Source organism: Streptomyces sp. 3-6 (assembly GCF_056323165.1).
This window is the reverse complement of sequence record NZ_JBWHZP010000008.1, coordinates 17,839-40,115: the sequence shown is the minus strand read 5'-3', so window position 1 is coordinate 40,115 and position 22,277 is coordinate 17,839. Positions and strand designations below refer to the sequence as shown.

21 protein-coding genes and 4 pseudogenes are annotated in these 22,277 nt (G+C 67.9%); 16 read left to right on the top strand and 9 right to left on the bottom strand.

Annotated features, from left to right (window positions below; genetic code table 11):
- Positions 1-202 precede the first annotated feature (202 nt).
- On the top strand, positions 203-1,591 hold the full coding sequence (locus AC02VZ_RS12890) for a Tat pathway signal protein (RefSeq protein ID WP_476475412.1): 1,389 nt from the start codon (positions 203-205) through the stop codon (positions 1,589-1,591).
- Between the two features lie 72 nt (positions 1,592-1,663).
- Positions 1,664-2,146: an SAM-dependent methyltransferase gene (locus tag AC02VZ_RS12885; protein ID WP_381310089.1), complete on the top strand. Its 483-nt coding sequence runs from the start codon at positions 1,664-1,666 to the stop codon at positions 2,144-2,146.
- A gap of 194 nt (positions 2,147-2,340) precedes the next feature.
- Here the strand turns inward: AC02VZ_RS12885 and AC02VZ_RS12880 are convergent, their stop codons facing one another.
- Positions 2,341-2,877 carry an ATP-binding protein gene (locus AC02VZ_RS12880; protein WP_266073664.1) on the bottom strand — a complete coding sequence of 179 codons (537 nt, stop codon included), beginning with the start codon at positions 2,875-2,877 and terminating at the stop codon, positions 2,341-2,343.
- Positions 2,878-3,083: 206 nt separating this feature from the next.
- Positions 3,084-3,878 (bottom strand): TauD/TfdA family dioxygenase, encoded by a 795-nt coding sequence (locus tag AC02VZ_RS12875; protein ID WP_381310088.1) that lies wholly within the window; start codon positions 3,876-3,878, stop codon positions 3,084-3,086.
- Positions 3,879-4,016: 138 nt separating this feature from the next.
- Between AC02VZ_RS12875 and AC02VZ_RS12870 the strand changes: the two genes are divergently transcribed.
- From AC02VZ_RS12870 to AC02VZ_RS12830, 9 genes and pseudogenes are all read left to right on the top strand, one after another.
- Positions 4,017-4,490, top strand: a complete 474-nt coding sequence (locus tag AC02VZ_RS12870) for an NUDIX hydrolase (RefSeq protein ID WP_432058172.1) — start codon at positions 4,017-4,019, stop codon at positions 4,488-4,490.
- Between the two features lie 6 nt (positions 4,491-4,496).
- The gene (locus tag AC02VZ_RS12865) at positions 4,497-5,678 is read left to right on the top strand and encodes a helix-turn-helix domain-containing protein (RefSeq protein WP_381310086.1); all 1,182 of its coding nucleotides are present in this window, start codon (positions 4,497-4,499) and stop codon (positions 5,676-5,678) included.
- 261 nt (positions 5,679-5,939) lie between these two features.
- On the top strand, positions 5,940-7,439 hold the full coding sequence (locus tag AC02VZ_RS12860) for a helix-turn-helix domain-containing protein (RefSeq protein ID WP_266073660.1): 1,500 nt from the start codon (positions 5,940-5,942) through the stop codon (positions 7,437-7,439).
- Positions 7,436-8,152 carry an HAD family hydrolase gene (locus AC02VZ_RS12855; RefSeq protein WP_381310085.1) on the top strand — a complete coding sequence of 239 codons (717 nt, stop codon included), beginning with the start codon at positions 7,436-7,438 and terminating at the stop codon, positions 8,150-8,152. The genes AC02VZ_RS12860 and AC02VZ_RS12855 overlap by 4 nt, the downstream gene beginning before the upstream one ends.
- Positions 8,153-9,243: 1,091 nt before the next feature.
- Entirely contained in the window at positions 9,244-9,450 is a 207-nt protein-coding gene (locus AC02VZ_RS12850) for a helix-turn-helix domain-containing protein (RefSeq protein WP_079080635.1), read from the top strand.
- Positions 9,451-9,635: 185 nt separating this feature from the next.
- On the top strand, positions 9,636-10,595 hold the full coding sequence (locus tag AC02VZ_RS12845; RefSeq protein WP_234353216.1) for a tyrosine-type recombinase/integrase: 960 nt from the start codon (positions 9,636-9,638) through the stop codon (positions 10,593-10,595).
- Between the two features lie 302 nt (positions 10,596-10,897).
- Positions 10,898-11,647, top strand: coding sequence for a DUF4839 domain-containing protein (locus AC02VZ_RS12840; protein ID WP_432058171.1), 750 nt, complete (start codon positions 10,898-10,900; stop codon positions 11,645-11,647).
- Positions 11,643-12,303: pseudogene (locus AC02VZ_RS12835) on the top strand (ABC transporter ATP-binding protein); the annotation flags it as partial. The gene AC02VZ_RS12840 and the pseudogene AC02VZ_RS12835, both read left to right, overlap by 5 nt.
- A pseudogene (locus AC02VZ_RS12830) lies at positions 12,284-12,606 on the top strand ((2Fe-2S) ferredoxin domain-containing protein); the annotation flags it as partial. The pseudogenes AC02VZ_RS12835 and AC02VZ_RS12830, both read left to right, overlap by 20 nt.
- 164 nt (positions 12,607-12,770) lie before the next feature.
- Here the strand turns inward: AC02VZ_RS12830 and AC02VZ_RS12825 are convergent.
- The 6 genes and pseudogenes from AC02VZ_RS12825 to AC02VZ_RS12800 all read right to left on the bottom strand — a co-directional run bounded on the left by AC02VZ_RS12825 (position 12,771) and on the right by AC02VZ_RS12800 (position 17,404).
- Positions 12,771-14,222, bottom strand: coding sequence for an argonaute/piwi family protein (locus tag AC02VZ_RS12825; RefSeq protein WP_381310084.1), 1,452 nt, complete (start codon positions 14,220-14,222; stop codon positions 12,771-12,773).
- Entirely contained in the window at positions 14,219-15,532 is a 1,314-nt protein-coding gene (locus AC02VZ_RS12820; RefSeq protein ID WP_266073656.1) for a DUF4365 domain-containing protein, read from the bottom strand. Before AC02VZ_RS12820 ends, AC02VZ_RS12825 begins: the two co-directional genes overlap by 4 nt.
- A 269-nt stretch (positions 15,533-15,801) precedes the next feature.
- Positions 15,802-16,045, bottom strand: a pseudogene (locus AC02VZ_RS12815) (hypothetical protein); the annotation flags it as partial.
- A 12-nt stretch (positions 16,046-16,057) separates the two neighbouring features.
- Positions 16,058-16,866, bottom strand: a protein-coding gene (locus tag AC02VZ_RS12810; protein ID WP_432058168.1) for an IS5 family transposase whose coding sequence is annotated in 2 segments (ribosomal slippage) — positions 16,058-16,516 and positions 16,519-16,866 — 807 coding nt in all. Because the reading frame shifts where the segments join, the coding sequence is not laid out codon by codon here.
- A 34-nt stretch (positions 16,867-16,900) separates the two neighbouring features.
- Positions 16,901-17,159 (bottom strand): annotated as a pseudogene (locus AC02VZ_RS12805) (hypothetical protein); the annotation flags it as partial.
- Positions 17,156-17,404 carry a transcriptional regulator gene (locus tag AC02VZ_RS12800; protein ID WP_381310083.1) on the bottom strand — a complete coding sequence of 83 codons (249 nt, stop codon included), beginning with the start codon at positions 17,402-17,404 and terminating at the stop codon, positions 17,156-17,158. The pseudogene AC02VZ_RS12805 and the gene AC02VZ_RS12800, both read right to left, overlap by 4 nt.
- Positions 17,405-18,134: 730 nt before the next feature.
- Here AC02VZ_RS12800 and AC02VZ_RS12795 point away from each other — a divergent pair.
- The 4 genes from AC02VZ_RS12795 to AC02VZ_RS12780 all read left to right on the top strand — a co-directional run bounded on the left by AC02VZ_RS12795 (position 18,135) and on the right by AC02VZ_RS12780 (position 19,894).
- Positions 18,135-18,329, top strand: a complete 195-nt coding sequence (locus AC02VZ_RS12795; RefSeq protein ID WP_007445201.1) for a ribbon-helix-helix protein, CopG family — start codon at positions 18,135-18,137, stop codon at positions 18,327-18,329.
- Positions 18,326-18,718, top strand: a complete 393-nt coding sequence (locus AC02VZ_RS12790; RefSeq protein ID WP_432058167.1) for a type II toxin-antitoxin system death-on-curing family toxin — start codon at positions 18,326-18,328, stop codon at positions 18,716-18,718. Before AC02VZ_RS12795 ends, AC02VZ_RS12790 begins: the two co-directional genes overlap by 4 nt.
- 136 nt (positions 18,719-18,854) lie before the next feature.
- Positions 18,855-19,190 carry an ArsR/SmtB family transcription factor gene (locus AC02VZ_RS12785; RefSeq protein ID WP_432058166.1) on the top strand — a complete coding sequence of 112 codons (336 nt, stop codon included), beginning with the start codon at positions 18,855-18,857 and terminating at the stop codon, positions 19,188-19,190.
- Positions 19,190-19,894, top strand: coding sequence for a cation efflux transmembrane domain-containing protein (locus tag AC02VZ_RS12780; protein WP_432058177.1), 705 nt, complete (start codon positions 19,190-19,192; stop codon positions 19,892-19,894). The genes AC02VZ_RS12785 and AC02VZ_RS12780 overlap by 1 nt, the downstream gene beginning before the upstream one ends.
- 88 nt (positions 19,895-19,982) lie before the next feature.
- Here AC02VZ_RS12780 and AC02VZ_RS12775 read toward each other — a convergent pair whose 3' ends face one another.
- Positions 19,983-21,377: a GH1 family beta-glucosidase gene (locus tag AC02VZ_RS12775; protein WP_432058165.1), complete on the bottom strand. Its 1,395-nt coding sequence runs from the start codon at positions 21,375-21,377 to the stop codon at positions 19,983-19,985.
- Between the two features lie 240 nt (positions 21,378-21,617).
- Here AC02VZ_RS12775 and AC02VZ_RS12770 point away from each other — a divergent pair, with 240 nt between their 5' ends.
- The gene (locus AC02VZ_RS12770; RefSeq protein WP_432058164.1) at positions 21,618-22,220 is read left to right on the top strand and encodes a TetR/AcrR family transcriptional regulator; all 603 of its coding nucleotides are present in this window, start codon (positions 21,618-21,620) and stop codon (positions 22,218-22,220) included.
- Positions 22,221-22,277: the final 57 nt, after the last annotated feature.

The window sequence follows — 22,277 nt, the reverse complement described above, 5'->3', positions numbered from 1 at the left end:
GCGAGAGACGCATGACACAACTCCTATGTGAATCAAGCCAAATTGAGTGAGAGACGCCGTGCACCACAGTCGGTCGGCGTGCATGGTGAGTGATCCGGCCGCTACGTTGAGCGAACCGCGAATCCCCGCTGGGGGGTATGCCTGTGCGGCCCGCAAGGCCGTCAAAGGCGTCAAAGATCATTTCGGACCCGAGGGGCAGCCCATGGTCCGTGAGCGAAACGTCGCCCTCGCCGCACTCCTGCGCGAAGCGGGCTGGTCCCAGCCCCAAGCAGCCGCCGCGGTGGCTCGTGTCGCCGCGGAGAGCGGTGCTCGCGAATTGGAGGCCATCTCGCGCTCGCACATCGCCATGTGGGTCCAGGGCACCAAGCCCAGCGGACGAGCGCCTCATATCCTGCGTGAGACGCTGTCCCGCAGGCTCAGTCGCCCCCTCACCCTCGCTGACCTCGGGCTGGAAGACGGGCCGACAGGCTCGCCCGACAGCAGTTCCGACTGGAGCGTCGACCCTCTGACCGTGCTGGCCGAGCTGGGAAGCGACGACCTGGACATGCACCGACGCAAGCTGCTGGCGACCGCCGCGTACTCGGCCGCCGGCCTCACTCTGCCCGCGAGTTCGTGGTGGACAACCGCCCCAGCCGCTGCAGCATCGCGCCCAGCAGTCTCCCCACGGTTGGTGACCCAGGCCGACATCGATGACGTCCGCAACCTGACAGCCTTCTACTCCGCACGGGACCAGCAGCGTGGTGGAGCCTCTGGGCGCTCGGCTCTGGCCGGCCACCTTCGCGACGAAGCGGTGCCCCTGCTGGGCAGCAGGTTTCGAACGGAACGGCACCGACGGGACACGTACTCGGCCGTGGCAGAGATGACCTACATCGCCGGCTGGATGGCGTTCGACGCCTCGGAGCACCGCACCGCCCAGCGCTACCTCACCCTCGCCGCCCGCATAGCGGCCGAAGCCGGAGACGGACCACTGGGCGGCCACATCCTGCGCGCCCTCGCCCACCAGGCAGTCGACCTCGGACACCCACGCAGGGCCCTCGACCTGGCCGATGCCTCCATGGCCCGCACTCACTACGGCCAGGCCAGCTCGCGCGAGAAGGCCCTGCTCTCCATCGTCCACGCCCGCGCCCTGGCCGCCGACGGCGACAGGCCCGGCACCCTCGCGGCCATCAGCCGAGCAGAGCGGGACCTCGCCCGCGCCGACAACGAGGACGCCCCCGACCGCGTCGGCTTCTTCCAGGAAGCCTCTCTCGCCCACGAAACTGCCTGTGCCTTGCGCGACCTGGGCAACCCCGTCGAGGCGGAGATCCATTTCCGGCGCAGCGTCCGCACCCGCCGCCGGCAGCAGTACGCCCGCACCCACAGCGTGACACTCGGCTACCTGGGCGCCGTCCAGGTCCAGCAAGGACGTCTCGACGAGGCATGCGGCACCTGGGGACAAGCCCTCGATGCCATGGTCGGCGTCCAGTCCGGCCGCGCCCGCGACGTCATCGTCCGCATGCAGAGCGACCTGTCGCCCGTGAGGCAACGCGGAGGCCGCCACGTTGTTGAATTGGACCGCCGGGCACGGGAAATGCTGCGCGCCATAGGCTGACCACAGGGCAGGTTCGCAGGTGCGGCCGGCGGTTGCTGCACACGCGACTTCATGGGAGAGGAACGAGCGCCGATGGCGACGTACGAGGTCGAACCGATCGCAACGGTCATGGGGGGCCACACCCGCGTCCAAGACGACTACCAGGGCGGGGTGGAATCGATCATCCGACTGGACGACGCCTTCCCGCTCGAAACGCTGCAGGGCATCGAGGAGTTCTCCCACCTCACAGTGACCTGGCACTTCCACCTGGCGCGGCCCGAAGACGTGCAGCTCCACGCCCGCAGCCCAAGGGGAAACCCGATCTGGCCGGCAACCGGAACCTTCGTCCACCGCAACCACCGACGCCCCAACCAACTGGCGATCAGCTATCCGCGACTGCTCAAGACAGACGGCCGGGACCTCGTCGTCACCGACCTGGACGCTGTGGACGGCACTCCCGTCCTCGACATAGCGCCGTACTTCACCCAGATGGGGCCCCGAGGACCGGTTCATCAGCCAGCCTGGCCGGCCGAAATGCTTGCCACGTACTGGCTGGATGTCTCGGAGCGTCCGTAAGCCGACCTGCCGTAGTGATCTGTCGCTCGCGGCAGCGCTCATGAGGGCCCCGCTCGCAGAGATGAGAGGGGCGCACCAAGTAGTCGGCCGTCCTCGCTGATACTCCGCTCCCCGAACGGGAATTCGGTCAAAGCCTCCGGCCGGTACCGGCAGAACGGACCAGGCGGCTGTGCGAGCGCCGCGGCTGAGGAGGTTCACGACGTAGTCCCTTCACCGGGGACGTCCAGCTCCATCCAGACCGTCTTGCCCCCGCCCGGGCCAGGTCGGACTCCCCAGTTCGCGGCCAACGCGTCGACCAGGAGCAGGCCCCGGCCTCCCTCACACTCGTCGCTCGGTAGGCTCTGGAAAGGCTGTCTGCCGGAGGGGTCCTGCACTTCGGTCCGGAGACGTCCGCTGGAGTGGGTGACCTTCAGCGTGAATGCCTTCACCGCCTGGTGACGGCACCCGTGGGTCACTGCATTCGCCATCAGCTCATGGGCTCCCAGAGCAACTGCGTCCGCGATGGCCGCCAGTCCCGTTACCAGCATCAATTCGTGAAGTTCGCGCCGGCCCCGCGAGACTGCTGCCACCTCCGCCGGGTACACCGCCACAATCTCGAAGGCACGCCTCCGATCCGCGATCGGCACAGTTTCGACGGGGGCACTGGGATGGGGACCCACGAGGTTGTGAACCGCCACGTCAAGAACTTCGTCCGGCCGCTGAAGAGCGGCGTCGGAGAAATGCACGTTCATCAGCTCCCCTAAGCGGTCCCGACAAGGCACAAATCCGGTCACCATCTGTGCGTGAAGGCGTTTTTCGACCGGCACCGGGTGAGCTGGTCGACGTCGAAAGTCACGTCGCGCTCCTCCGGGCGGTTTTGGACTGAGCAGGGGCGGCCGGGGACTGCACCTGCGGCGAGACCGTGTCGTGCGGGTCGCTCCACGGCAGCGTTCGGCCGTTAGGCGCCGACGGGCCCGTTAGTCACGGCGCGGGCCAGTGGATCTGAGACGGGAAGCCTGGGGGTATCGGGGTGCGGGGGTCGCCCAGGGCCCGCAGACACACACGGTCGTCGGAGAAGCCGGTGCGGGCGTGGAGCCAGCGGCTGTTGTCGATCAGATAGCCCTGGCCGGCGTCGAGAGTGACGCGCTGCTGGAGCGCTTCGATCGCCGTGCGGAGGTGGGGCAGGTGGGGGGAGGAGGGGGCTGAACGCGGCGAGGGCGTCCTGGCGCAAGCGGATGGAGACCCGCTCGCCTCGGTGGCGGGTGAAGATCCGAGAGGGGTGTCCGCCGCCGTCGCCGTAGAAGGCGGTACCGGGCGCGGCCATCACTTCCAAAGCCCGGGGCGCGCGTTCCATGAGGAGGGCGTGCAGGGCGCGGCCGTCGGTCAGGAGCACGTCTCCACCGGACGCGGCGGGCTGCTGGCAGACCAGGAGCATCAGACGGGGCGGACGGGGAAGACTGGAGCGCTCGGTATGCGCGAGGAGTTCCCCGGTGCCCAGCCCCGCCAGCCCGGGGCGTCGGGAGGCGGCGCCTCTGTCACGGATAGTGGTCAGCGCATCCGGGTCGCTGTCGGGGTGCGGTACCAGCGTCATCACCCGCTGGGCGAAGGCGAGAACCTTGGCCCGGGTGTCCAGTCCCTCGACGGTGGCGACACCCCGCGCCCGCAGGAGTTCCACCACGGCGGAGGTTCGGCCGAAACCGCCGACGAGGGGCGTGACGTGTGCCTCGAACAGGGTGAGCGAACGGGTCGTCATCGACGTGCTCCTCTGAAATCGGGCTGGACGTCCAGCGTCCGGACGAATAGCGGGCGGCGTAAAGCGACAAACTGTCGACCCGGACAAAGGCGGCAAGCCCGACTTCGTCTTGCGGACGGGTGCTACGTTCCGGAGGACATGCCCGCCCTCACGACTCAGGGACAGCTCATGTACAAGCCGTCGTTGTGGCCGGTGTCCGTCAAGGGTGTTGCTCTCGATGCCCGCGAACGCGTGTTGCTGCTGCACAACGAGCGCGGCGAGTGGGAACTGCCGGGCGGCCGGCTGGAGATCGGTCCCGCAGGTAATGGGTCGGCGCCGGCCGACGTGAGTCCCGGTGCGGCGCTGGAGCGCGAGGTGGCGGAGGAGAGCGGCTGGATGGTGAAGGCCGGGCCTCTGCTCGGCGGCGGGACCTGGATTTACGAGCCGATCCCCGACCGTCGGGTCCTGATCGTCACCTACGGCTGCACGGTCCTGTCTCCAGACCGTGTGCCGGTCCTGAGCCACGAGCACAAGGAGATCGGGCTCTTCGACCGGCACGAGGTCGATGGCCCGACCATGCCCGAGGGCTACAAGCAGTCGATCGCGGCCTGGTACGACCACCCCGGAAGGTGACCCGGCATGGACGCCTTCACTTCTGTTTCCGGGCCGGCCACGCGCCGGTCGGCGCGGCTGGTCTCCTGGCGCTGGGCGACGCCGGAGGCTCAGGCCGTCCTCGCTACGCGCGACCTTGCTTCGATCCTGAAGTACTACCGGAACGTCCACGGCACCAGCCAGTTGGAGACCGGTGAGCTCCTGGGCTATGACAAGACCTACATCTCGGCCCTGGAACTGGGCAAACGGCATCTGAGCGATGTCGGGAGCTTGCGTCACGTCGCCGAGCGACTCGCTTTGCCCGCGCATGTCCTGGGCGTCACCGATCCGGCCGACACCGACCACCGGGCGATGCTCCAGTTCGGCACCTCCACCGTGCGGCTCGCCGAAGTCGCCCGCCAGTGCGGGCGAGCGGCCGAGACCGTCGCCGAACTGTGGCCGCTTGTGGCTCGCTTGGAAGCCCGCGCCCGGGACGGGAGCACCGAACGAGATGTCCTTCGGCTCCTTGCGCACGCCCGGCTGAGTCTCGGGACGGCTCTGGGAAACGTGCTGCCCGAGGAATGGCTGGCCACCGCCGCGCACTGGACCGCCAAGAGCCTGGACGTGGTGCGCGCCTTCGATGACCGGGCTTTGACTACCACCGCTCTGCGCATGCACGGCAACGAGCTGCGCAAGGCCGGCCTGCTCGGTGCGGCCGTCGACCGGCTCAACCAGACCGCGGTCACCGCACCCGGCACCGAGCAGCGAGCCGCGGTGCTGCCGCTCTTGGCCCGTGCTGCCGGTGCCCTCGGCAACGCGGTGCTGTTCGACCAAGCCGCCCGTGAGGCCCACCAGCTCCTTGACACGGTCGAGCACACCAGCCTCGTCAACCCCAGTGCTCTCTACGAAATCCATCTTCGGGGCCTTATCTCCACCGGCCGCATCCGCGATGCGATACGGCATACCGAGGCGGCTCCGCCCGCCCCGACCATCGCGGTCGCACCCCGGTGGCGTGTCATCGAACTCATCACCACGGGCCGCGTCCGCCTTCTCGCCGGCGACAGCCACGGTGCTACCCAGCTCCTGGCCGCGGCTGTACGGGAAGCACAGGCCCAGCGCCTTCCGCACCAGCTCCAGCGCGTCCAGCGCACCACTGTTGGCAGGCTCCCCGATATCCATGACGCCGCCACCCGTGCCCTGGCCCAGCTCCGCACGGAGATCGCCGCATAGCCGAGGGCAGGTGCCATGCGACGGGGACACAGCCAGGTGTCCTGTTCCCACCGGGCATCTCCTCTCTGAGTCGGCGCTTCAAAACGGCCTGCCACCAGCGCAGTTGGACGCTGAGCGGCCGGTGCAGTGCCATGAGTCTGGAGCCGCGTCGGCTTCGAGGGCATCGCTGTGGCGATATCGCTGCAGCGATATCGATCTCCACCTAGCCTGGTTCTCACGGCTGGGGCGAGCTGGATCGCGAGAAGGAGAGCCGAGGTGACCATGCCAGGGGGACCAGGGCGCACGTGCGTGCGGTGCGGACTGCCGATCAGCCGGTACAACCCGGATACCCGCTGTTCCACCTGCGCCCGGACCGATGCGACACCGACGATCCCGGACCGGGCCTGGCGCGACGAGGAAGTGCACAGGGCCCTTGCTGCCTGGGATTTCGGAACGGTTGTACGTCTGGTCCGCCGCCGCTCCGGGCTTTCGCAGAAGGCCGTACGGGAGCTGACCGGACTCACTCAGGGCTTCATCTCGGACCTGGAGCGCGGCCTCAAACAGGTCAACGGCCGCGAGACGATCATCGACCTCCTGACCGGACTGGGGCTTCCCGCCGACCTTCGCCCGCTCCTCCTCGCCCCTTTCGCGCAGGCCGAATCGCAGCGACTTGTCGAGGTCATCGACCCGGCTCTGCCATGGACGGCGGCTCGTATGGTGACGTCACTGGAAGCAGCAGTCGGAGGAGCCATGACCGGATTGAACCGTCGCAGCGTGATTGCCCTGGGCGGGGCCGGCCTCACGCAGTACATCCTGCAAGCAGCCGTCGCCCCTCCCGAGGCCGTCGCCTCCACCGCCCGAAACGGAATCAGCGTCTCCGACCAGCTCCTCACCAGCCTGCAATCCACCACCGACGCTCTGCGCCAAGCCGACGCCAGCCATGGCAGCGGTAACCTCGCCCGAGCCGCCACAGCGCACCTCAAGGTCCTCCTCCGGTTCCTGAAAGAAGGGGACTTCAGCGAGGCGACCGGGAAGCGCCTCGCAGCGGTGACTGCGGACACCGCCATCCAGACCGGCTGGTACCACTTCGACAGCGGCGCCCACACCGTCGCCCACAACCTCCTCGTGGGAGCCCTCCGCGCCGCTCATGCCAGCGGCGACAGCAGGCTCCGGGCTGGGGCGCTGTCCTTCATCGCCATCCACGGCTACTCCGCCGGCGACCCCCGCGACGCGGTCACCGCCGCGCGCACCGCCCGCCAGGTGATTGCCGACCAGGACGCGCCCGCCCTGCACGCGATGCTCCTCACCCGTCAGGCCCGCGGGCACGCCCGTCTACGCGAGGACCGCCAGGCTCGCACTGCCCTGGAAGAAGCACAGGCACTGTGCGCCCGCGGACGCGGAGAGGACGACCCTCACTGGCTCTACTGGATCAACCCCGGCGAGATCATGGGCCAGACCGGCAGCTGCTTGCTCGACCTCGGCCGCCCCGACCAGGCCGCCCAGGCGTTCGCCGACGCCCGCAATGCCTTCAGCCCGGACGAGATCCGCACCCGTGCCCAGTTCCTCTCCCGCGCCGCCACCGCCCAGATGCGCGCTGGCGACGTCGACGCCGGATCTGCCACCGGACACGAAGTCCTCGCTCTCGTCTCCGGAGTCCGCTCCGCACGCTTGGACGACAACCTGGACACGATGCTCGCCGAAGCCCGCCGCTACTCCTCGGCGGCTCCCGCCCAGGAGCTCTTGGAACGCGGTCAGGCCGTCATGGAAGAACGCGCCGCATGAAGCGCATGATCCTGGTCCTGTGGGACATCGACCGCACCCTCCTCTACACGGGTGACATCGACCGGCGCGTCTACAAGGAGACCTTCACCAGCGTCGTCGGCCGTCCCCCGGCAGCCCTGCCGGCCCGGGGAACCGGAGTCACCATGCCCCTGGCCGTCCGTGAACTCCTGCGCGTCAACCAGGTACCCGAACAGGACGTGGAGACGTTCGCAGCCCGCATCGTCGACGAACTTCCCGAACGCCTCGCCGGCCACCGGGAGCTGCTGTTCAACGACGGGGTCATCATGCCGGGCGCCATGGACGCGCTCGCCGCGGTCCAGCAGGCAGAGCACCTGATCCCGACCGTCGTCACCGGAAACCTACGGGGTAGCGCCGAGACCAAGCTGTCCGCGCTGGGCCTCATCGGCTACCTCGACACCACCATCGGCGGCTACGCGTCCGACGACCCTCACCGCCCGGCTCTCGTACGCATCGCACAAAAGCGGGCAGCCGCGAAGCATGGAGGCCCGTTTAATCGCGACAACACAGTGATCGTGGGTGACTCCCTGGAAGACGTGCGCACCGGCCTGGAGGGGGGCGCCAGGGTGATCGCGGTGGCTTCGGGCACCACCCCCGAGCAGCAACTACGCGCTGCAGGTGCACAACACGTTCTGGCCGACCTCACCTCCACCACGACCCTGCTCCGCCTCATCGACCAGGACGAGGCTCTCTAGGTCTCATCTGACCGGGGTGGTTCCCTGCGGACCGTGTTGTCGCGCCAGTCGAGCCACGGTCCTTCCTTCGTGACCGGCCAATCATTGGTGAGGCAAGCAGCACGCTTCCTCATCGCTGTGACCGGCACACGCGTCCACACAGGGGAAACTCGCTGCGGCGTTGAGGAGCTCGCGAGCAGTGATGTCGCGCCGCCGGGAACACCGAGTATTCCGGGGGCCAAGTAGAGCGCAGCCGCTTCGGTTTCGCACATTCTGGCTTTTCGGACGGTCTGTTCAGGCAGAAGGATTTGCCGGGGGATCACGATCGTCTGGCGGACCCGGTCGAGGCGCAGTCCCCGTCGGGAGCGGTGCGCGGCAGGCGGTTAACGGAATTGAACCGGGGGTCTTCGTAGTACGCCGAGCCCGGCTTGACGCCCCGTGTCCAGCACGGGAAGTGCTTGTTCTTGTAACCGAAGCGGGCTTCGTGGGCGGCCTGGCAGACAGTCATAGCTGGTGATGTCGTGCACGGACATCCGTCTGGCTCGGCCGAAAGCGAGGGCGGCCTCCGCGTGCTCGAAGAACACCCGGGAGGGTTTCCAGCCCAGCCGGGAGTGACATTCGCCCACGGCAGACAGCTCCTCACTGCCCGGCGCTGGTGAAGCTGGCAGTATCCCAACGCGGTGCTTGATTGTGCTGATTCGCCGACGGCAGACACATTTAGGGCGCATTTGACTGGAATGACGCGTCGAAGCAAGTAAACCTAGAACAGTCCGCAGTAGCGCGACTACTCGCCGCTTTCACGCGTGTGCGTCAGGGGGGCGAGGGCATCGAGCCGGGCGCAACATAGCCGACGATCGCCGGTTAGCCAAACCGGCGTTTCTCCAGACCATTGAACTACCCGCTGATCTGCCGGGCGTGTTCCGTCGTTCCCGCAAGGAGTTCAAAAGTATGTCGGTCGAAGTCATGGAAGAAGAGTGGCTGTATTCCGAGGAGCAGGTTCGAGCTCTGCTTGCCCTGACAGGGTTGACTGACCGCGCCTTACACCGGCCGACGTTCTGATAGCCGTCTCGCCGGATGCCCAGCCCTTCCCCCAGTACTTCGAGGCCCCCGCTATGCCCGCACGCCTGCTGTCCATACCCACCGTCGCCGCTGCCCTGGACGTCGACCGTCGGACCGTCTATCGCTTCATCGCAGCCGGCGACCTGCCTGTCGTCGACCTCCGCACCGGGCCAGGCCGCTCCCGTGTGCGGGTCCCAGCGGCCAGCTTGGACGAGTTCCTCAGCCGTCGCGCCGTTGTCATGCCGACGACACGCCGCTGATCCCGATCACGGCAGCCCCGTAGTCGAGCAAGGAGTAGAACCTGTACCTCCGCAAGTTGAAGTCCGGCAACTGGCAAGTAACCGTACGCAACCGGGCAGGAGGCCGGTACAGCGAGTCGTTCCCCCTCAAGGCGCAAGCCCGCGCCTGGGGCACCGAGATGGAGACACAGTCCGCTCGCGGAGGCATGCGCGACCCACGCGCCGGCGAAATCACCTTCCGTGAGTGGCACGATCGCTGGTGGGATGCCCGCATCGTTGAGCCCCGCACCCTGCGCGGCGACGCCTCCACCATCAAAAACCACGTCATGCCCCACTGGGCGGACTGGGAGATGCGGGCCGTTACTCGCATGGACGTCCAGAGCTGGATCCGCTCCCTGGTGGAGAAGGGCGTGGGCGCCGCCGCGATCAAGCGGGCGTACAACCTGACCTCGTCCATCATGCGCGCGGCCGTGGATGACGATGTGATCGCGTTGAGCCCGTGCCGCCGCATCGACCTGCCTCAGATCGCCGTCAAGCCGCCGCAGTGGTTTACGACCGACCAGGCGCAGAGCATCCTCGACGAGCTTGCCGCCCCCTGGAAGACGATGTGCCTACTGGGCGTCTATACAGGACTGCGATGGGGCGAACTTTCCGGCCTTCACCGTCACCGCATCGACCAGCGTCGCTCGCGCCTCTTCGTGGTCGAGGTCAACACCAAGCGGGGCATCAAGGAGTATCCCAAGAGCTCCAGGAGCCGCCGGGAGGTCCCACTCCCGGCCCATGTCCTTGAAGCACTTGAACGTCACATATACCGGCTCGACCGGGACTCCGTGGTGTTCACCACCGTCACCAAGGGCCGGTCCGGACGGCTTCTCGACGACGGTAACTGGCGCCGACAGACCTGGTGGCCAGCCATCGAGGGAGCCCGCTACTTCGATGACGACGGCGAGCAGCAACTCGTCCCGCATTACCCGCCCCACTCCATGCGCCACACCTGCGCCTCATGGCTGGTCCAGAAAGGGGTCTCCCTCTACGAGGTCCAACACCTCCTTGGCCATGAGAGCTTCCAGACGACCCAGCGCTACGCCCACCTGCAGCCGGATGCGCACAAGGCCGTCCTCGGGGCTTGGGAACGGATGGAAACCCCGCTCACGATCGCCGCATAAACGGTACCTTCGCCCCTGTCCTGCTTGGACAAGGGCGAAGCTGGTTGCGAGCGGAACATGGACACGATCACGCTCACGATCGCGACTTCGAGTCGGGCGGCTCATCGTGGGGAGCACCCTGCGGCCGACAGCGCCGAACGGCCACGGATAGGCGTAGGCATCGACGTCGTCTCTATGCCCCGCACCCGCAACCGAGACGCGCCGCTCAGGCGCGGCAGCGAGCGACCCGGCCGAGCGGGAGAGCAGGGGCCGAAGGCGACGTTCGTCTCCCGCGGAGTCATCTATGCTCGCGCCCAGTCGGTATGACCAGTTCGCTTCAGGGGGCAGAGAGCCGCATGGCCGATGAGATCAAGTACGAGTACAAGGCCGTGCAGACCGTTCGGGGCACCGACGGTTTGGTGATCTCGAAGATGCAGAAGGACGGATGGGAGCTCGTGGAACAGCTCCCAGGCAGACTTCGCACCACCCTCAACTTTCGTCGGCCGAAGAGGCCACTGCCTTGGCGTCTGATCGGGGCGGGGGCCGCCGCCCTCGTGGTCTTGGCCGCCATCATCGGCACAGGCGTTGCACTTGGCGACGGCGACGAGGAGAAGGGCGCGTCAGCCAGTTCGCCGGCCGCCAGTGAGAAGTCTTCCGCTACGCCGCCCGCAGACGCCCCGACCACCGCTGAGGTGATCACGGCGCAGAACAGCCCCGAGTTCGCGACGTTGTTGAAGGCGGATCCGTGTGGCGGAGCGAACGTGAACTTCGCCACCAAGCACGCGGGGCAAACGGTCGCCTTCGACGGGTCAATCAGGCACATGGCGGCCCACGCGGATGACCGGACCCGCTACGACTTCCTTCTCGGCCCGGGCGACAAGGGGCCGCAGACGACGGACGGCCCGAACTTTAAGTATGAGGACGTCAACACCGGCAATCTGCACCTGACCGGCAAGCAGGTCCCTGCCACTGTTGCCGTTGGCGACAAGTTCCGCTTCGTCGCCGAGGTGATCGAGTTCAACACGGTCCAGTGTGTATTCCGCCTCGCCCCGGTCTCGACGGAGACCCGGTAGCCTCGCTCCCACCGCCGGAGTCGTGACCCTGGACAGACGTCCGCTCGCCGAGGTCGGACGCCGGGCCACCGCCCGCCGCATCGGACCGTCGAACAACACGCCGACACCCAGACCGAACTGACCGTCCGGGATGTCGTCGCCCTCGGACGCATTCCGCACCGGTGCACCTGAACGCCCGCTACGGCTGGCGACGCGGAAGCCGTCACTGAGGCCCTCGCGCGCACCGACCGGGTCGACCAGTTATGGCACACCCTGTCCGGTGGCGAACGCCAGTGCACCCAGATAGCCGGCGCCCTCGCCCAGCAACCCCGAGAGCTCCTCCTGGACGAACCCACCAACCACTTCGACATTCAGCACCAGCTTGACCTGCTGGACCTCGTTGCGAGCCTGTCGGCCACCAACGTGATCGCCCTGCACGACCTCAACCTCGCCGTGACGTACTGCGACCACCTGCTGGTCCTGCGCGACGGCCAGGCTGTTGCGAAAGGTACCCGACCGAGGTCCTAACGCCCGCCCTCATCGAGCAGGTCTACCGGGTTCGTGCTGAGGTCACCCACGACCCCGGCCACCGCGCGATCCGCTTCCTGCGTCCCGCAGCCCGCGAGGGATCACTCCGCAAGAGGAACACGACGAGCGATGCCCCGACGGCAACCTGAAGAACGACGTTCCGCGCACGCCCCGGCGGCACCGGCACCCTTCCGCATCGTTGTCTGCCGGGACTGCTGCTGGGGAACCTCCAGCGTGCCCGAAGCCGATCACGACTGGCAGATCGCGTGCCTGGCCAACGCCCCCGTTCGCGTCTCGGACTGCCTCGACGTGTGCGAATAAGCCAACGTGATCGTCGTCCAGCCTCCGCCGCCGCACACGCCGCTGGCGCCCGCCCTGTTTGGCTCGGCCTCGGCAACGACCTCGACGCCACCGAGGACATCGCTGCCTGGGTCCAGGATGTCGGCCCCGGGTAGCGCCCCTGCCCCGACATCCTCGACCTATACGTCTTTACGCCGCCCCGGAGGGCGCGTTGAGCGTGGAAGCCGGACCGGTACCGACCTACAGAAGCCTGGCCTGGCGTGCCGCGCCGCGAAAGCGCTGTTGAGGATGCTCGGGCTGTTGAGGGCGCCCTTGCCTACATGTAGTAGGCGTAACGGGTGGCGATGCGGGCATTGGGCGGGACGTGCTTGAGGATCGAACCGACTCGGTAAGCGGTGCGCAAGGTGAGGGGGTCACGTTCGTCGAGTTGGGCGTTGTTCCAGTTCATCTTAGTCAGGGCGAGGATGTCCATGCTGGCGGTCAGTAGATCCGTGCCGTGTGTTGCGGGCCGGATCAGCAGTGGCTGGGGGACGTACAGGCCGGGGTAGGTCCGGAAGTACGGCACTGAGCCGCGGGTGTACAGGAGCAGGGAACGAGCGTCCAGTTGGACGCTGGTGCCGCGCAACGGGGGGAGTTGGCCGGTGCGGTACAGGTGTGGGGCGCCGCGCCGCTGAATCCACAGCAGGTCGACATGGTCGATCTCACGCAGGTCGGCGGCTTCGTGGAATCCGTCGACCTCACTGGCGGTGAAGTTCGAGGTCTTGTGAACGACGATGCGTGCGGGCTGGTGGCCGTGGGTGGTGCGGTACTCGGCTAGGGCGTCCAGCAGCAACTGCCGGGCGTCTGAGAGCGTCAGGTGGGGCTGGCGGTCGGTCTTGGAGATCTGCGCGGTTCCGCCGCGGACGACGACGCCGTCGCCGCGTTCGTTGAACACCTGGGCGACGGCCGTGTGCAGCTCGTTTCCACTCGCGCTGCGGTAGAAGCTGACCCCGACGTAGCAGGTGGCCAGGTCGGAGCTGTGGCGCTGCATGCGCCAGGGGGTCCCACCGGCCTTGTAGTACAGGGCGGTATGCAGGTTCCAGGCCCGTGTTGCCTCGTCCTGCAGCGGGCGGACGGTTTGACCGTTGGTCTTGGCCGGGATCCCGGTCCAAGTCTCCTTGCGCATCAGTTGCAAGGGGGCCGGCAGCGTTAGTGCGGCGGCCTTGAGTAGGTCGTGGAAATCACCTCCGGCCCCTTGCTCGCCCTGTTCCTCCTGGCGGTCGGTCAAGACATCCTCCGAGGGAAGATGGTCTTCTCTGTCCCGCAGTTCTTCAGGGCGAGCGCAGATGATGACCCGGCAGCGCCCGGTCTCGGCCAGCGACCGGGCGGCGTCGGCGTAGAGCTCGACCGCATCGGCGGTGGCGGAGGCAATGTCGACGCGGGCAAGGCGGCGCAGCTGGCGTTCGGGGATCTCGCGGACGAGGGCGTCGTCGAAGACGAGCTGGGCACCGAACGGGGAGTCGCCGCTGAAACCGGGGAACGGTTGGTGAAGATTCTCCTGCCCGGGCTTCGTCTCCTTCGCTTCGATTGGGTCCTGGCAGCGCTGCAGCCAACTCCGGATGCCGTCGACCGCATGGGCGGGGCCGACCAAGGCGATGGGGATCTGACGGGGTCCGGTAGGGGAGTCGGCGTCGGCCGGGCCGAACACGCTGATGCCGTAGCGGGGATCGATGTGACGGTTTCCGGCGCGGAACTCTAGTTCCGGCTCATGAAGCACTGGTGCTTTCATTGCGGCAGCTCCCACAGTCCCTCGGCCAGCCCGTTCACGCTCGGCTTCGGCGCTGGTTCTTGCGGAATCCAGACGCTTTCGTCGATGGCGGCATCGCAGTCGAGCTGTAGGAGCTGGCCGAATCGGATGCGCTCATCCCGGCTCCTGAACAGGGTGTCATCGCCTTGCAGATAGTCGGCCCAGGCGCGTACGAGCTGGTAGACGGCATTGTTGCGTTCCAGCCGCTTGATCTTCTGGACGTACTCGGCGTCGAACAGGGAGTCGCGGTGACCGTCGATGGTGAAGTGGTAGGTGGGGTTGATCTCCAAGAACCACTGCTCACTCCAGCGGCGGAAGTACAGGCTGGCAGCGTAGTGACGGCAGAAGCTGATCTTGGTCTGGTCGTCCTTGCCGAAATACGGGGTGAAGAAGGTGCGTCCGCGGCTGCCTCGGTAGCGGCCTTTGATCTTCCGGCGGGACCGGTCGGGCGGGGCCTGCATATAGACGACCTTCTTGGTGGGATGCCAGACCAACTCGGGATGGTGGGCGGAGCGCAGCGTGAAGTTCAACAGGGACACGAAGCGCCGCTGCAGGTCGGGGTCCTCGGTGGTCGCCCATTCCTCAGTGAGGACGGAGGTGACCGGCCCGTCGCAGAGCACGGCCAGCGGGCCCTCGTCCAGTCGGCACAGCGAGAAGATCCGTCCGGCAGCCAGGACGAAGCCGCTCTCGAACTGGTTGCCGTTCGATCGCATCCGCTCCCAGGCATCGCCGCGGTCACGACAGGGCGTGGACGCCTCGTAGATGAGTGGGGCGAAGCCCTCAACCTTGAGGAGGTTCGAGACCAGCTGTTCGCTTCCTTCGAGCCGTGGCAACGGCTCCCCCACGGGTACGCCCAGGGCCGACAGCCGGCTGAAGGCGTCGGGGTCGAAGCGGTCTGCGGCCTTGTCGAACTGAACGACCCGCCGGGCTTTGCGTTCAGGGTCGGCGAACCAGGTGTCGACGCGCTTCCACCATGCTTGTTGGATACGCAGGTCGACGCAGATGAGCACGACTGGTCGCCTCAGCCGAAGCCAGTAGGCGATGTGGTCGGCCTTGCACGTGAACTTGAATCCCGTCGCCGTCTCGCCCCGAAATCCGACTTCTGTGCCTTTCACTTGAGCCAGGACGGCGACACCGGTGACTTCCCGGTCGACATCCACGAACTCGATCTGCCCGTCGACGGCGAAGTCACGTTTGGTGTCGTTCCACACATGGCCGGCATCGGAGACGGCCTTGTCGACGAATGCTTCACCCCGGTACCCAGCCCGCTGCTGGACACTGCGCTTCGGCATCCGATCAGTGCTCCGAGAAACGCACACATGTGTGCTCCGCAGCCCTGCTGAATCTGGGCGGCCGACGGCGCGCTTTGTTGTCCCACCCCATGCAGTGATCCTCCGTCGTTCGCGCGTGGTCCGAGTCAACTCAGGATAAGAGGGACCACTGACAAGGACCTGTGCACGTCCTTCGGGAAGAGTGAACCCGGAGGCTGGGTACCTGAAAGTTTCGGGGTCCACACGGCAGCGGGGCCTGCTGAATGATCAACCTTTGTTTGGCTTGGGGCGAAGCGGCCGCTGGCGCGGCGACGGCCGAACTCCTCGAGTTCGGCCGTGGTCAAGAGGCGGCACGCAGCGAACACGTCGATCAGATCACGCGTCACTCCGCAGTCGGCGAGAGCGCGGATCTTCGTCCCGATCACGTCCTCCTCCGCGAGGACAAGCCTGTACGGGTTCTGGGGGACGGCCGCCAGAAGATCTCCTTGAGAATGCCGACCTCACGTCCTGCCCGGTGGCTGGGCCGGTTACGGTTAAGACGCCGTTTCAGTTGGTGAGTCGGCGGTAGCTGATGAGGGCTGCGGCGATGCCGACAAAGGCCAGGAAGTGCTCGGCCTTTCGCTCATAGCGGCGGTGCAGACGGCGGCACCCGGCCAGCCATGAGACCGTTCTCTCGACGACCCAGCGGTGGCGGCCCAGCCGCGTGGAGGACTCGATACCTTTGCGGGCGATGCGGTGGCGGATGCGACGCTCGCGAAGCCATTTCCGCAGGTGGTCGTAGTCGTAGCCCTTGTCGGCGTGGAGCTTGGCGGGGCGCCGGCGGCGCGGTCCGCGGCGGGAGCGGATGGGCGGGATCCCGCGCACGAGCGGCTGCAGGCCGAGGCTGTCGTGCGTGTTGGCGCCGGAGATGCCCAGCGACAGGGGCAGTCCGTTGCGGTCGGTGATCAGGTGGATTTTCGATCCCGGCTTGCCGCGGTCGGTCGGATTCGGTCCGGTGAGTGGCCCCCTTTTGCCGCCCGGACGCTGACGGAGTCGATGGCGCATCGCGACCAGTCCAGCTTGCCCCGAGCGCCGAGTTCGTCGAGGAGCACCCGGTGCAGCCTGGCCCACACCCGCTCTCGGCTCCACTGGGCGAAGCGTCGGTAGACGGTGGGCCAGGCTGGTCCGAACACTGGCGGCAACTGCCGCCAGGTGCAGCCCGATGTGGCCACGAAGATGATCGCCGCCAAACATTCGCGGTCCCCGGCTCGTCGGCGGCCGCCGCCCTGCGGGCGTATGACCTCCGTCGGCGGGACCACCCGCCGGAACAGCGTCCACAACTCGTCCGGCACCAACCGCTCGATCAGATCCGTCATGTGCGGCTCAACGAGCGATCCCACCATCAGAAACGACGTCTAAACGGGGGGCCAGCGGGGCGGTCTCGAGCGCCTGCACCTTCCAGTCCCGGCTTCCAGACCCCTACGGAGGGGCTGCGATGGCGGCCGCGGGCGCCGGGTTGTCGGTGGCGACATCGAGGTCCTGGCGGGGGCGGTTTACAAGGTGGTGCGCCCGCACGGTGTATCCGCCAGTGAGGACCAGGGGTGTACGGGGAGCCGAGCGCAGTCACATCCGCCAGCAGCCACGTGTGGAGCCCCGGCATGTCCGTCACGTGGCTGCCCGAGTGCGGGAGGCGAGCTCGGGGAAAGTGTCCTCCCAGACAGTGCGCACGGTGCGACCGACGAGTGTGCACAGCATCGGCCACAGCTGGAGGAGCAGGTCCTGGTTGAGATAGAGGGGCAGATCATCGTGCAGGCCCTCGTGTAGGGCGGTGCGCTGCAGGCCCATGCGCTGGCGTGGCTTGCTGAGGTCGTGCGAAGTCATCCCGGACCAAGCCATGTGCGGCGGCAGCGCCACGCCCCCTGAGTGGGTCCCTGCAGCTCGGCCAGCGACTCCGGTAGGCGCCGCCGCAACTTCTCCCGGTACAACGCGAGATCCTCGGCGTTCGCTCCCGAGAGGGCCCTCGGCGCGGGTGCGGGGCGCTGTGGGCTGGAAGGCATGACTCCATTGTCGTGGCCGGCCAAGTGGTGCGGATCATGATGTGCGAGCCGGTGTCCGCAGTGAACGCAGTCGAGCTCACGCAGGGGGAGCTGGTCGTGCCAGCCAGTTCCGCCCCCAGGAGAGATGGCTAGGTCGTCATGACGCTCGTTTGACGCTCTGGGCGTCCGTACGCAGGACAGCGAGCCGAGAAAGAGGCTTTGACCTGGCCTTTTCCGAGACTCGCTCAGGCCGACATCTTTCCGATGACTTCGCATGTTGAGTGCGTGGCGATTCTCGAACCGGCGGGCAAGGGTGCGTGACCTGCGGTTTTGTTGCTCTGGTGGGTTGCTCGACCTGTTTCCCTCCGTGGAACGGTTCGAGTGACGGGTCAGTCTTTGCGGATCGCTGACCTGCGGGTTCATGAGTGAGGTGCCTCGTGGCCGACGCCCTCGGAGGGGCTTTCGGGGATTCTTGACGCTCGGATGACGCCCGAAGCGGAAGTCTCTGCTGCACCTTCGCAGGCGCCGCGAACCGCGATCTCGGCCACACTGTTGGGGAACGGGACACTCGACCGCGCCGCTTGATACCGGTCAGGTATCATGGTCGTGTGGCGATGACACTCCGACTCCCTGACGACCTGGACGCGAAGCTTACGGAGCGGGCCCGACGGGAGGGCCGTAGTAAGCAGGAACTTGCCATCGAGGCCATCCGTGACGCCCAGGACCGGGCCGAGCTGAAGGTCGATGACGTCCTGGCCGAGCTGATGGACAGCGATGCGGAGATCCTGGACTACCTGAAGTGACCGGCGTGCGCTACCTCCAGATCGACGAGATCCTGGCCATCGCCCGCACGGTCAACGGGCCCGAACACAGCGTGCGCGACATGGGCCTCCTCGTGTCGGCGATCGAGCGACCCCGGACCAACGTGTTCGGGGCCGAGCTGTATCCCACGCTGCACGAGAAGGCGGCGGCACTGCTGCACTCCGTTGCCCGCAATCACGCGCTGATCGACGGCAACAAGCGCACCGCCTGGCTCGCCATGCGTGTCTTCCTGCGGTTCAACGGCGTGAGCGCCAGCACCGTCCCGCCGCACGTCTCCTTGGCCGGCCCGTTCGTCGAGGACGTCGCGCAAGACAACATCGACGTACCGGCCATCGCCAAGCGCCTCTCGACCTGGTTCCCCGTTTCCTGATCATTCAGAGACAAGGACGGACGTGGTCCGCCACAGGCGTCGTCGTCTCGTACTGATGAAGCGAAGCGTGGGGCGACGGCTCACCAACTATGATCCATGGTTTCCTGAATTCAGAAAACGATGTACTGTCGTGAGTGTGCTGACCGTTGCCTCCGACATTGACGTGCTGGCCCGTTTCGGCCGCGCGCTCGCCGACCCGATCCGGTGCCGGATCCTGCTCGCCCTGCGTCGGGCGCCCGCCTATCCGGCCGACCTCGCCGAAGCCCTCGGTGTTTCCCGGACCCGTCTGTCCAACCATCTGGCGTGTCTGCGTGACTGCGGACTGGTCGTCACCGTCCCGGAGGGGCGCCGCACCCGCTACGAACTCGCCGACGACCGCCTCGGGCATGTCCTGGACGACCTGCTGGCCGCCGTGGTCGCGGTGGAGGCGGACAAGACGTGCCCCGACGCCGATGCGCGGGGCTGCTGCTGATGGCGTCCCTGTCTCTCGGTCCTGCCCCGGCGCGCCGCGAGGTGCTCACCCGCCGGATACGGGTGCTGGCCGCCGCGACCATCACCTACAACGTGGTCGAGGCCGTCGTCGCGCTGGCCGCGGGCACCGTCGCGTCGTCGACCGCGCTGATCGGCTTCGGTCTGGACTCGGTCATCGAGGTCTCCTCCGCCGCCGCGCTGTCCTGGCAGTTCTCCGCCCGTGAGCACGCCGTCCGCGAGGCGCGGGAGACGACCACGCTGCGGATCATCGCCGTGTCGTTCTTCGTCCTCGCCGCCTACGTGAGCGTCGACGCCGCCCGCGCACTGGCCGGCACCGGCGGCGCGGACCGCTCGTTCACCGGCATCGTGCTCGCCGCCCTCTCGCTGGCCGTGATGCCGTTCCTGTCCGCCGCCCAGCGCCGCGCAGGCCGCGAACTCGGCTCCGCCAGTGCGGTCGCGGACTCCAAGCAGACCCTGCTGTGCACCTACCTGTCCGCCGTGCTGCTGGCCGGGCTGGTCCTCAACGCCACCCTCGGCTGGACCTGGGCCGATCCGGTCGCGGCCCTCGTCATCGCCGCCGTCGCCGTCAAGGAAGGGCGCAACGCCTGGCGGGGCGAGGGCTGTTGCGCCACTCCGGCTGCCGCACCGCGGGAAGTGGCCGCGGAAGCGTGCGGTTGCCGACCGGGCTGCTCCTGCTGCGCGTGAGCATCGCATGTCCACGCCGCTGTGGGGTGGCGGGTGTGGCGCAAGCGCGTGGGATCGGCGCGCGGGGGTTCTCGGCCGGGGCTCGGGTCTACTTCGCCGGCCTCCTTCGGGCGGACAGGTGCTTCTGGAACCAGCGGTAGGAGTCCTTGGGTGTCCGCGTCTGGGTGTCGTAGTCGACATGAACGAGGCCGAACCGGGGCTCGTAGCCCAGGGCCCACTCGAAGTTGTCCAGGAGCGACCAGGCGAAGTAGCCGCGCACGTCGACGCCGGCCGCGATCGCCCGGGACACCGCGGCGAGGTGGTCGCGGTGGTAGGCGATGCGCCGTGGGTCGTGGACGGCACCGTCGGGGCCGGGCCGGTCGTGGAAGGCGCAGCCGCTCTCGGTGACGTGGAGCGGCGGCAGCCGGTCGCCGTACCGCCGCGCGAACGTGGTCAGGATCTCGTGCAGCCCGTCGGGGACGACGGCCCAGCCGAGGTCGGTGGTGGGTGTGCCGGTCAGGACGCGGGGCTCGAACGGCAGCCCGTCCGGCAGGGCGGCGCCCTCCAGGACGGGCGAGCTCGCGGACGCGGTGCCGGGGGCGCCCACGGGCACCGGCTGGTAGTAGTTCACCCCGAACCAGTCCAGGGGGCCGGAGATGATCTCCAGGTCCGCGGCCAGGGTGCCGTCGGCGTGGCCGGGCATCAGTGAGGCCAGCAGTTCGTCGGGGTAGCAGCCGCGCAGAACCGGGTCCGCGAAGAGCCAGTTGACCAGGGTGTCGTACGACGCGGCAGCCTCCCGGTCGGCGTCGGAGCCGGTCGCCGGCCACGTGGGGGCGTGGTTGGAGGCGATGCCGATGTTGCCGACGCCGGCGGCGCGCAGCGCCTGCACGGACAGGCCGTGGCCCAACAGCATGTGGTGGGCCACCGGCAGCGCGTCGAAGCCGAGCGCCAGGCCGGGGGCGTGGGTGCCGACCGCGTGCCCGAACATCGTCGCCACCACCGGTTCGTTGACCGGCATCCACATACCGACCCGGTCACCGAGCCGCTCGGCCACCACGGTGGCGTAGTCCGCCATGCGTTGAGCCGTCTCCCGCACCTGCCAGCCGCCGCGGTCCTGGAGCGCCTGGGGGAGGTCCCAGTGGTACAGGGTCACCGCGGGAGTGATGCCGGCGGCCAGCAGGTCGTCGACGAGCCGGTCGTAGAAGTCCAGGCCGGCCGCGTTGACGTCGCCCGCCCCGGTCGGCATGACGCGCGGCCACGAGATCGAGAAGCGGTAGGCGTCCACGCCCAGTTCCCGCATCAGGGCGACGTCCTCCTTGGACCGGTGGTAGTGGTCGCAGGCGACCTCACCGGTCTCGCCGTTCCTGATCCTGCCGGGCTCGGCGCAGAAAGTGTCCCAGACGGAGGGCCCCTTGCCGTCCTCGGCGGCGGCGCCCTCGATCTGGTACGACGCCGTCGACACACCGAGGACGAAGTCCTCGGGAAGGCGGGGGAAGTCGGACATGGTCACACCTTTCGCGGCGCTGACGGTCAGGGGTCGGTCTTCAGAGACAGGCTCTGTGGTGGCCCTGGTCGCCCTGGTGGACGGTGGCGGTGTCGACGGTGCGGTCGGTGGCGCGACTATCGCAGCAGCCGAAAGCTTGGTCAAGCGTCCTGGTCGATCGTCCAGGACGAGGGCGAGGACAATGGAGCCGGCGTGGGCGCTCGCGCCCCGTCCCCCCGAGCACGAGTGAGGAGCCGAGTCATGAGCCGGATGGCGGCGAGCGAACGACGCGGGCGGCTGGTCGACGCCGCGATCGCGGTCATGGTCAGGGAAGGGGTCTCGGCCGCCACCACGCGCGCGATCACGGCCGAGGCCGACATGCCGCTGGGCTCCTTCCATTACTGCTTCCGTTCCAAGGAGGAGTTGCTGGTCGAGGTCATCGAGGTCATCACCGGCCACACCCTGGAGCGGGCGCTGTCGGAGGTGACCGGCGCCGGCGACCTGGAGGAACGGCTGCGTCGCGGCATGCGCGCCTACTGGCAGCACGTCGTCGAGGAGCCGGACGAGCACCGCCTCACCTACGAGCTGACGCACTACGCGGCGCGGCAGCCCGGCCTGGCCGTCGTCGCTGAGCGGCAGTACCAGACCTACCTTGCGGCCAACACCCGCCTCATCGAGGCCCTCACCGACGACGCGGGCGGGCGGCTGGAGTGGGGGGCGCCGGTGCCGGTCCTGGCGCGCTACGTCACGGCGGCGCTCGACGGCGTGACGCTGCTCTACCTCAACGAGGGGAATGCGACCGCGGCCGCCGAGGCCCTCGACCTCGTCGCCCGGCATGTGGCGGGGCTGGCGCACCCGGCCTGACAGGGCGCCGACGGGCCCCGATGGCTCAACTGGACTCTTGACCGGGTCACTTGACCA

What these genes read in the sequence shown, in the direction of transcription:
- AC02VZ_RS12890 (WP_476475412.1), top strand. Translation starts at nt 203, where the DNA reads ATGGTCCGTGAGCGAAACGTCGCCCTCGCCGCACTCCTGCGCGAAGCG.
- AC02VZ_RS12885 (WP_381310089.1), top strand. Translation starts at nt 1,664, where the DNA reads ATGGCGACGTACGAGGTCGAACCGATCGCAACGGTCATGGGGGGCCAC.
- AC02VZ_RS12880 (WP_266073664.1), bottom strand. Translation starts at nt 2,877, where the DNA reads ATGAACGTGCATTTCTCCGACGCCGCTCTTCAGCGGCCGGACGAAGTT.
- AC02VZ_RS12875 (WP_381310088.1), bottom strand. Translation starts at nt 3,878, where the DNA reads ATGACGACCCGTTCGCTCACCCTGTTCGAGGCACACGTCACGCCCCTC.
- AC02VZ_RS12870 (WP_432058172.1), top strand. Translation starts at nt 4,017, where the DNA reads ATGCCCGCCCTCACGACTCAGGGACAGCTCATGTACAAGCCGTCGTTG.
- AC02VZ_RS12865 (WP_381310086.1), top strand. Translation starts at nt 4,497, where the DNA reads ATGGACGCCTTCACTTCTGTTTCCGGGCCGGCCACGCGCCGGTCGGCG.
- AC02VZ_RS12860 (WP_266073660.1), top strand. Translation starts at nt 5,940, where the DNA reads ATGCCAGGGGGACCAGGGCGCACGTGCGTGCGGTGCGGACTGCCGATC.
- AC02VZ_RS12855 (WP_381310085.1), top strand. Translation starts at nt 7,436, where the DNA reads ATGAAGCGCATGATCCTGGTCCTGTGGGACATCGACCGCACCCTCCTC.
- AC02VZ_RS12850 (WP_079080635.1), top strand. Translation starts at nt 9,244, where the DNA reads ATGCCCGCACGCCTGCTGTCCATACCCACCGTCGCCGCTGCCCTGGAC.
- AC02VZ_RS12845 (WP_234353216.1), top strand. Translation starts at nt 9,636, where the DNA reads ATGCGCGACCCACGCGCCGGCGAAATCACCTTCCGTGAGTGGCACGAT.
- AC02VZ_RS12840 (WP_432058171.1), top strand. Translation starts at nt 10,898, where the DNA reads ATGACCAGTTCGCTTCAGGGGGCAGAGAGCCGCATGGCCGATGAGATC.
- AC02VZ_RS12825 (WP_381310084.1), bottom strand. Translation starts at nt 14,222, where the DNA reads ATGAAAGCACCAGTGCTTCATGAGCCGGAACTAGAGTTCCGCGCCGGA.
- AC02VZ_RS12820 (WP_266073656.1), bottom strand. Translation starts at nt 15,532, where the DNA reads ATGCCGAAGCGCAGTGTCCAGCAGCGGGCTGGGTACCGGGGTGAAGCA.
- AC02VZ_RS12780 (WP_432058177.1), top strand. Translation starts at nt 19,190, where the DNA reads ATGGCGTCCCTGTCTCTCGGTCCTGCCCCGGCGCGCCGCGAGGTGCTC.
- AC02VZ_RS12775 (WP_432058165.1), bottom strand. Translation starts at nt 21,377, where the DNA reads ATGTCCGACTTCCCCCGCCTTCCCGAGGACTTCGTCCTCGGTGTGTCG.
- AC02VZ_RS12770 (WP_432058164.1), top strand. Translation starts at nt 21,618, where the DNA reads ATGAGCCGGATGGCGGCGAGCGAACGACGCGGGCGGCTGGTCGACGCC.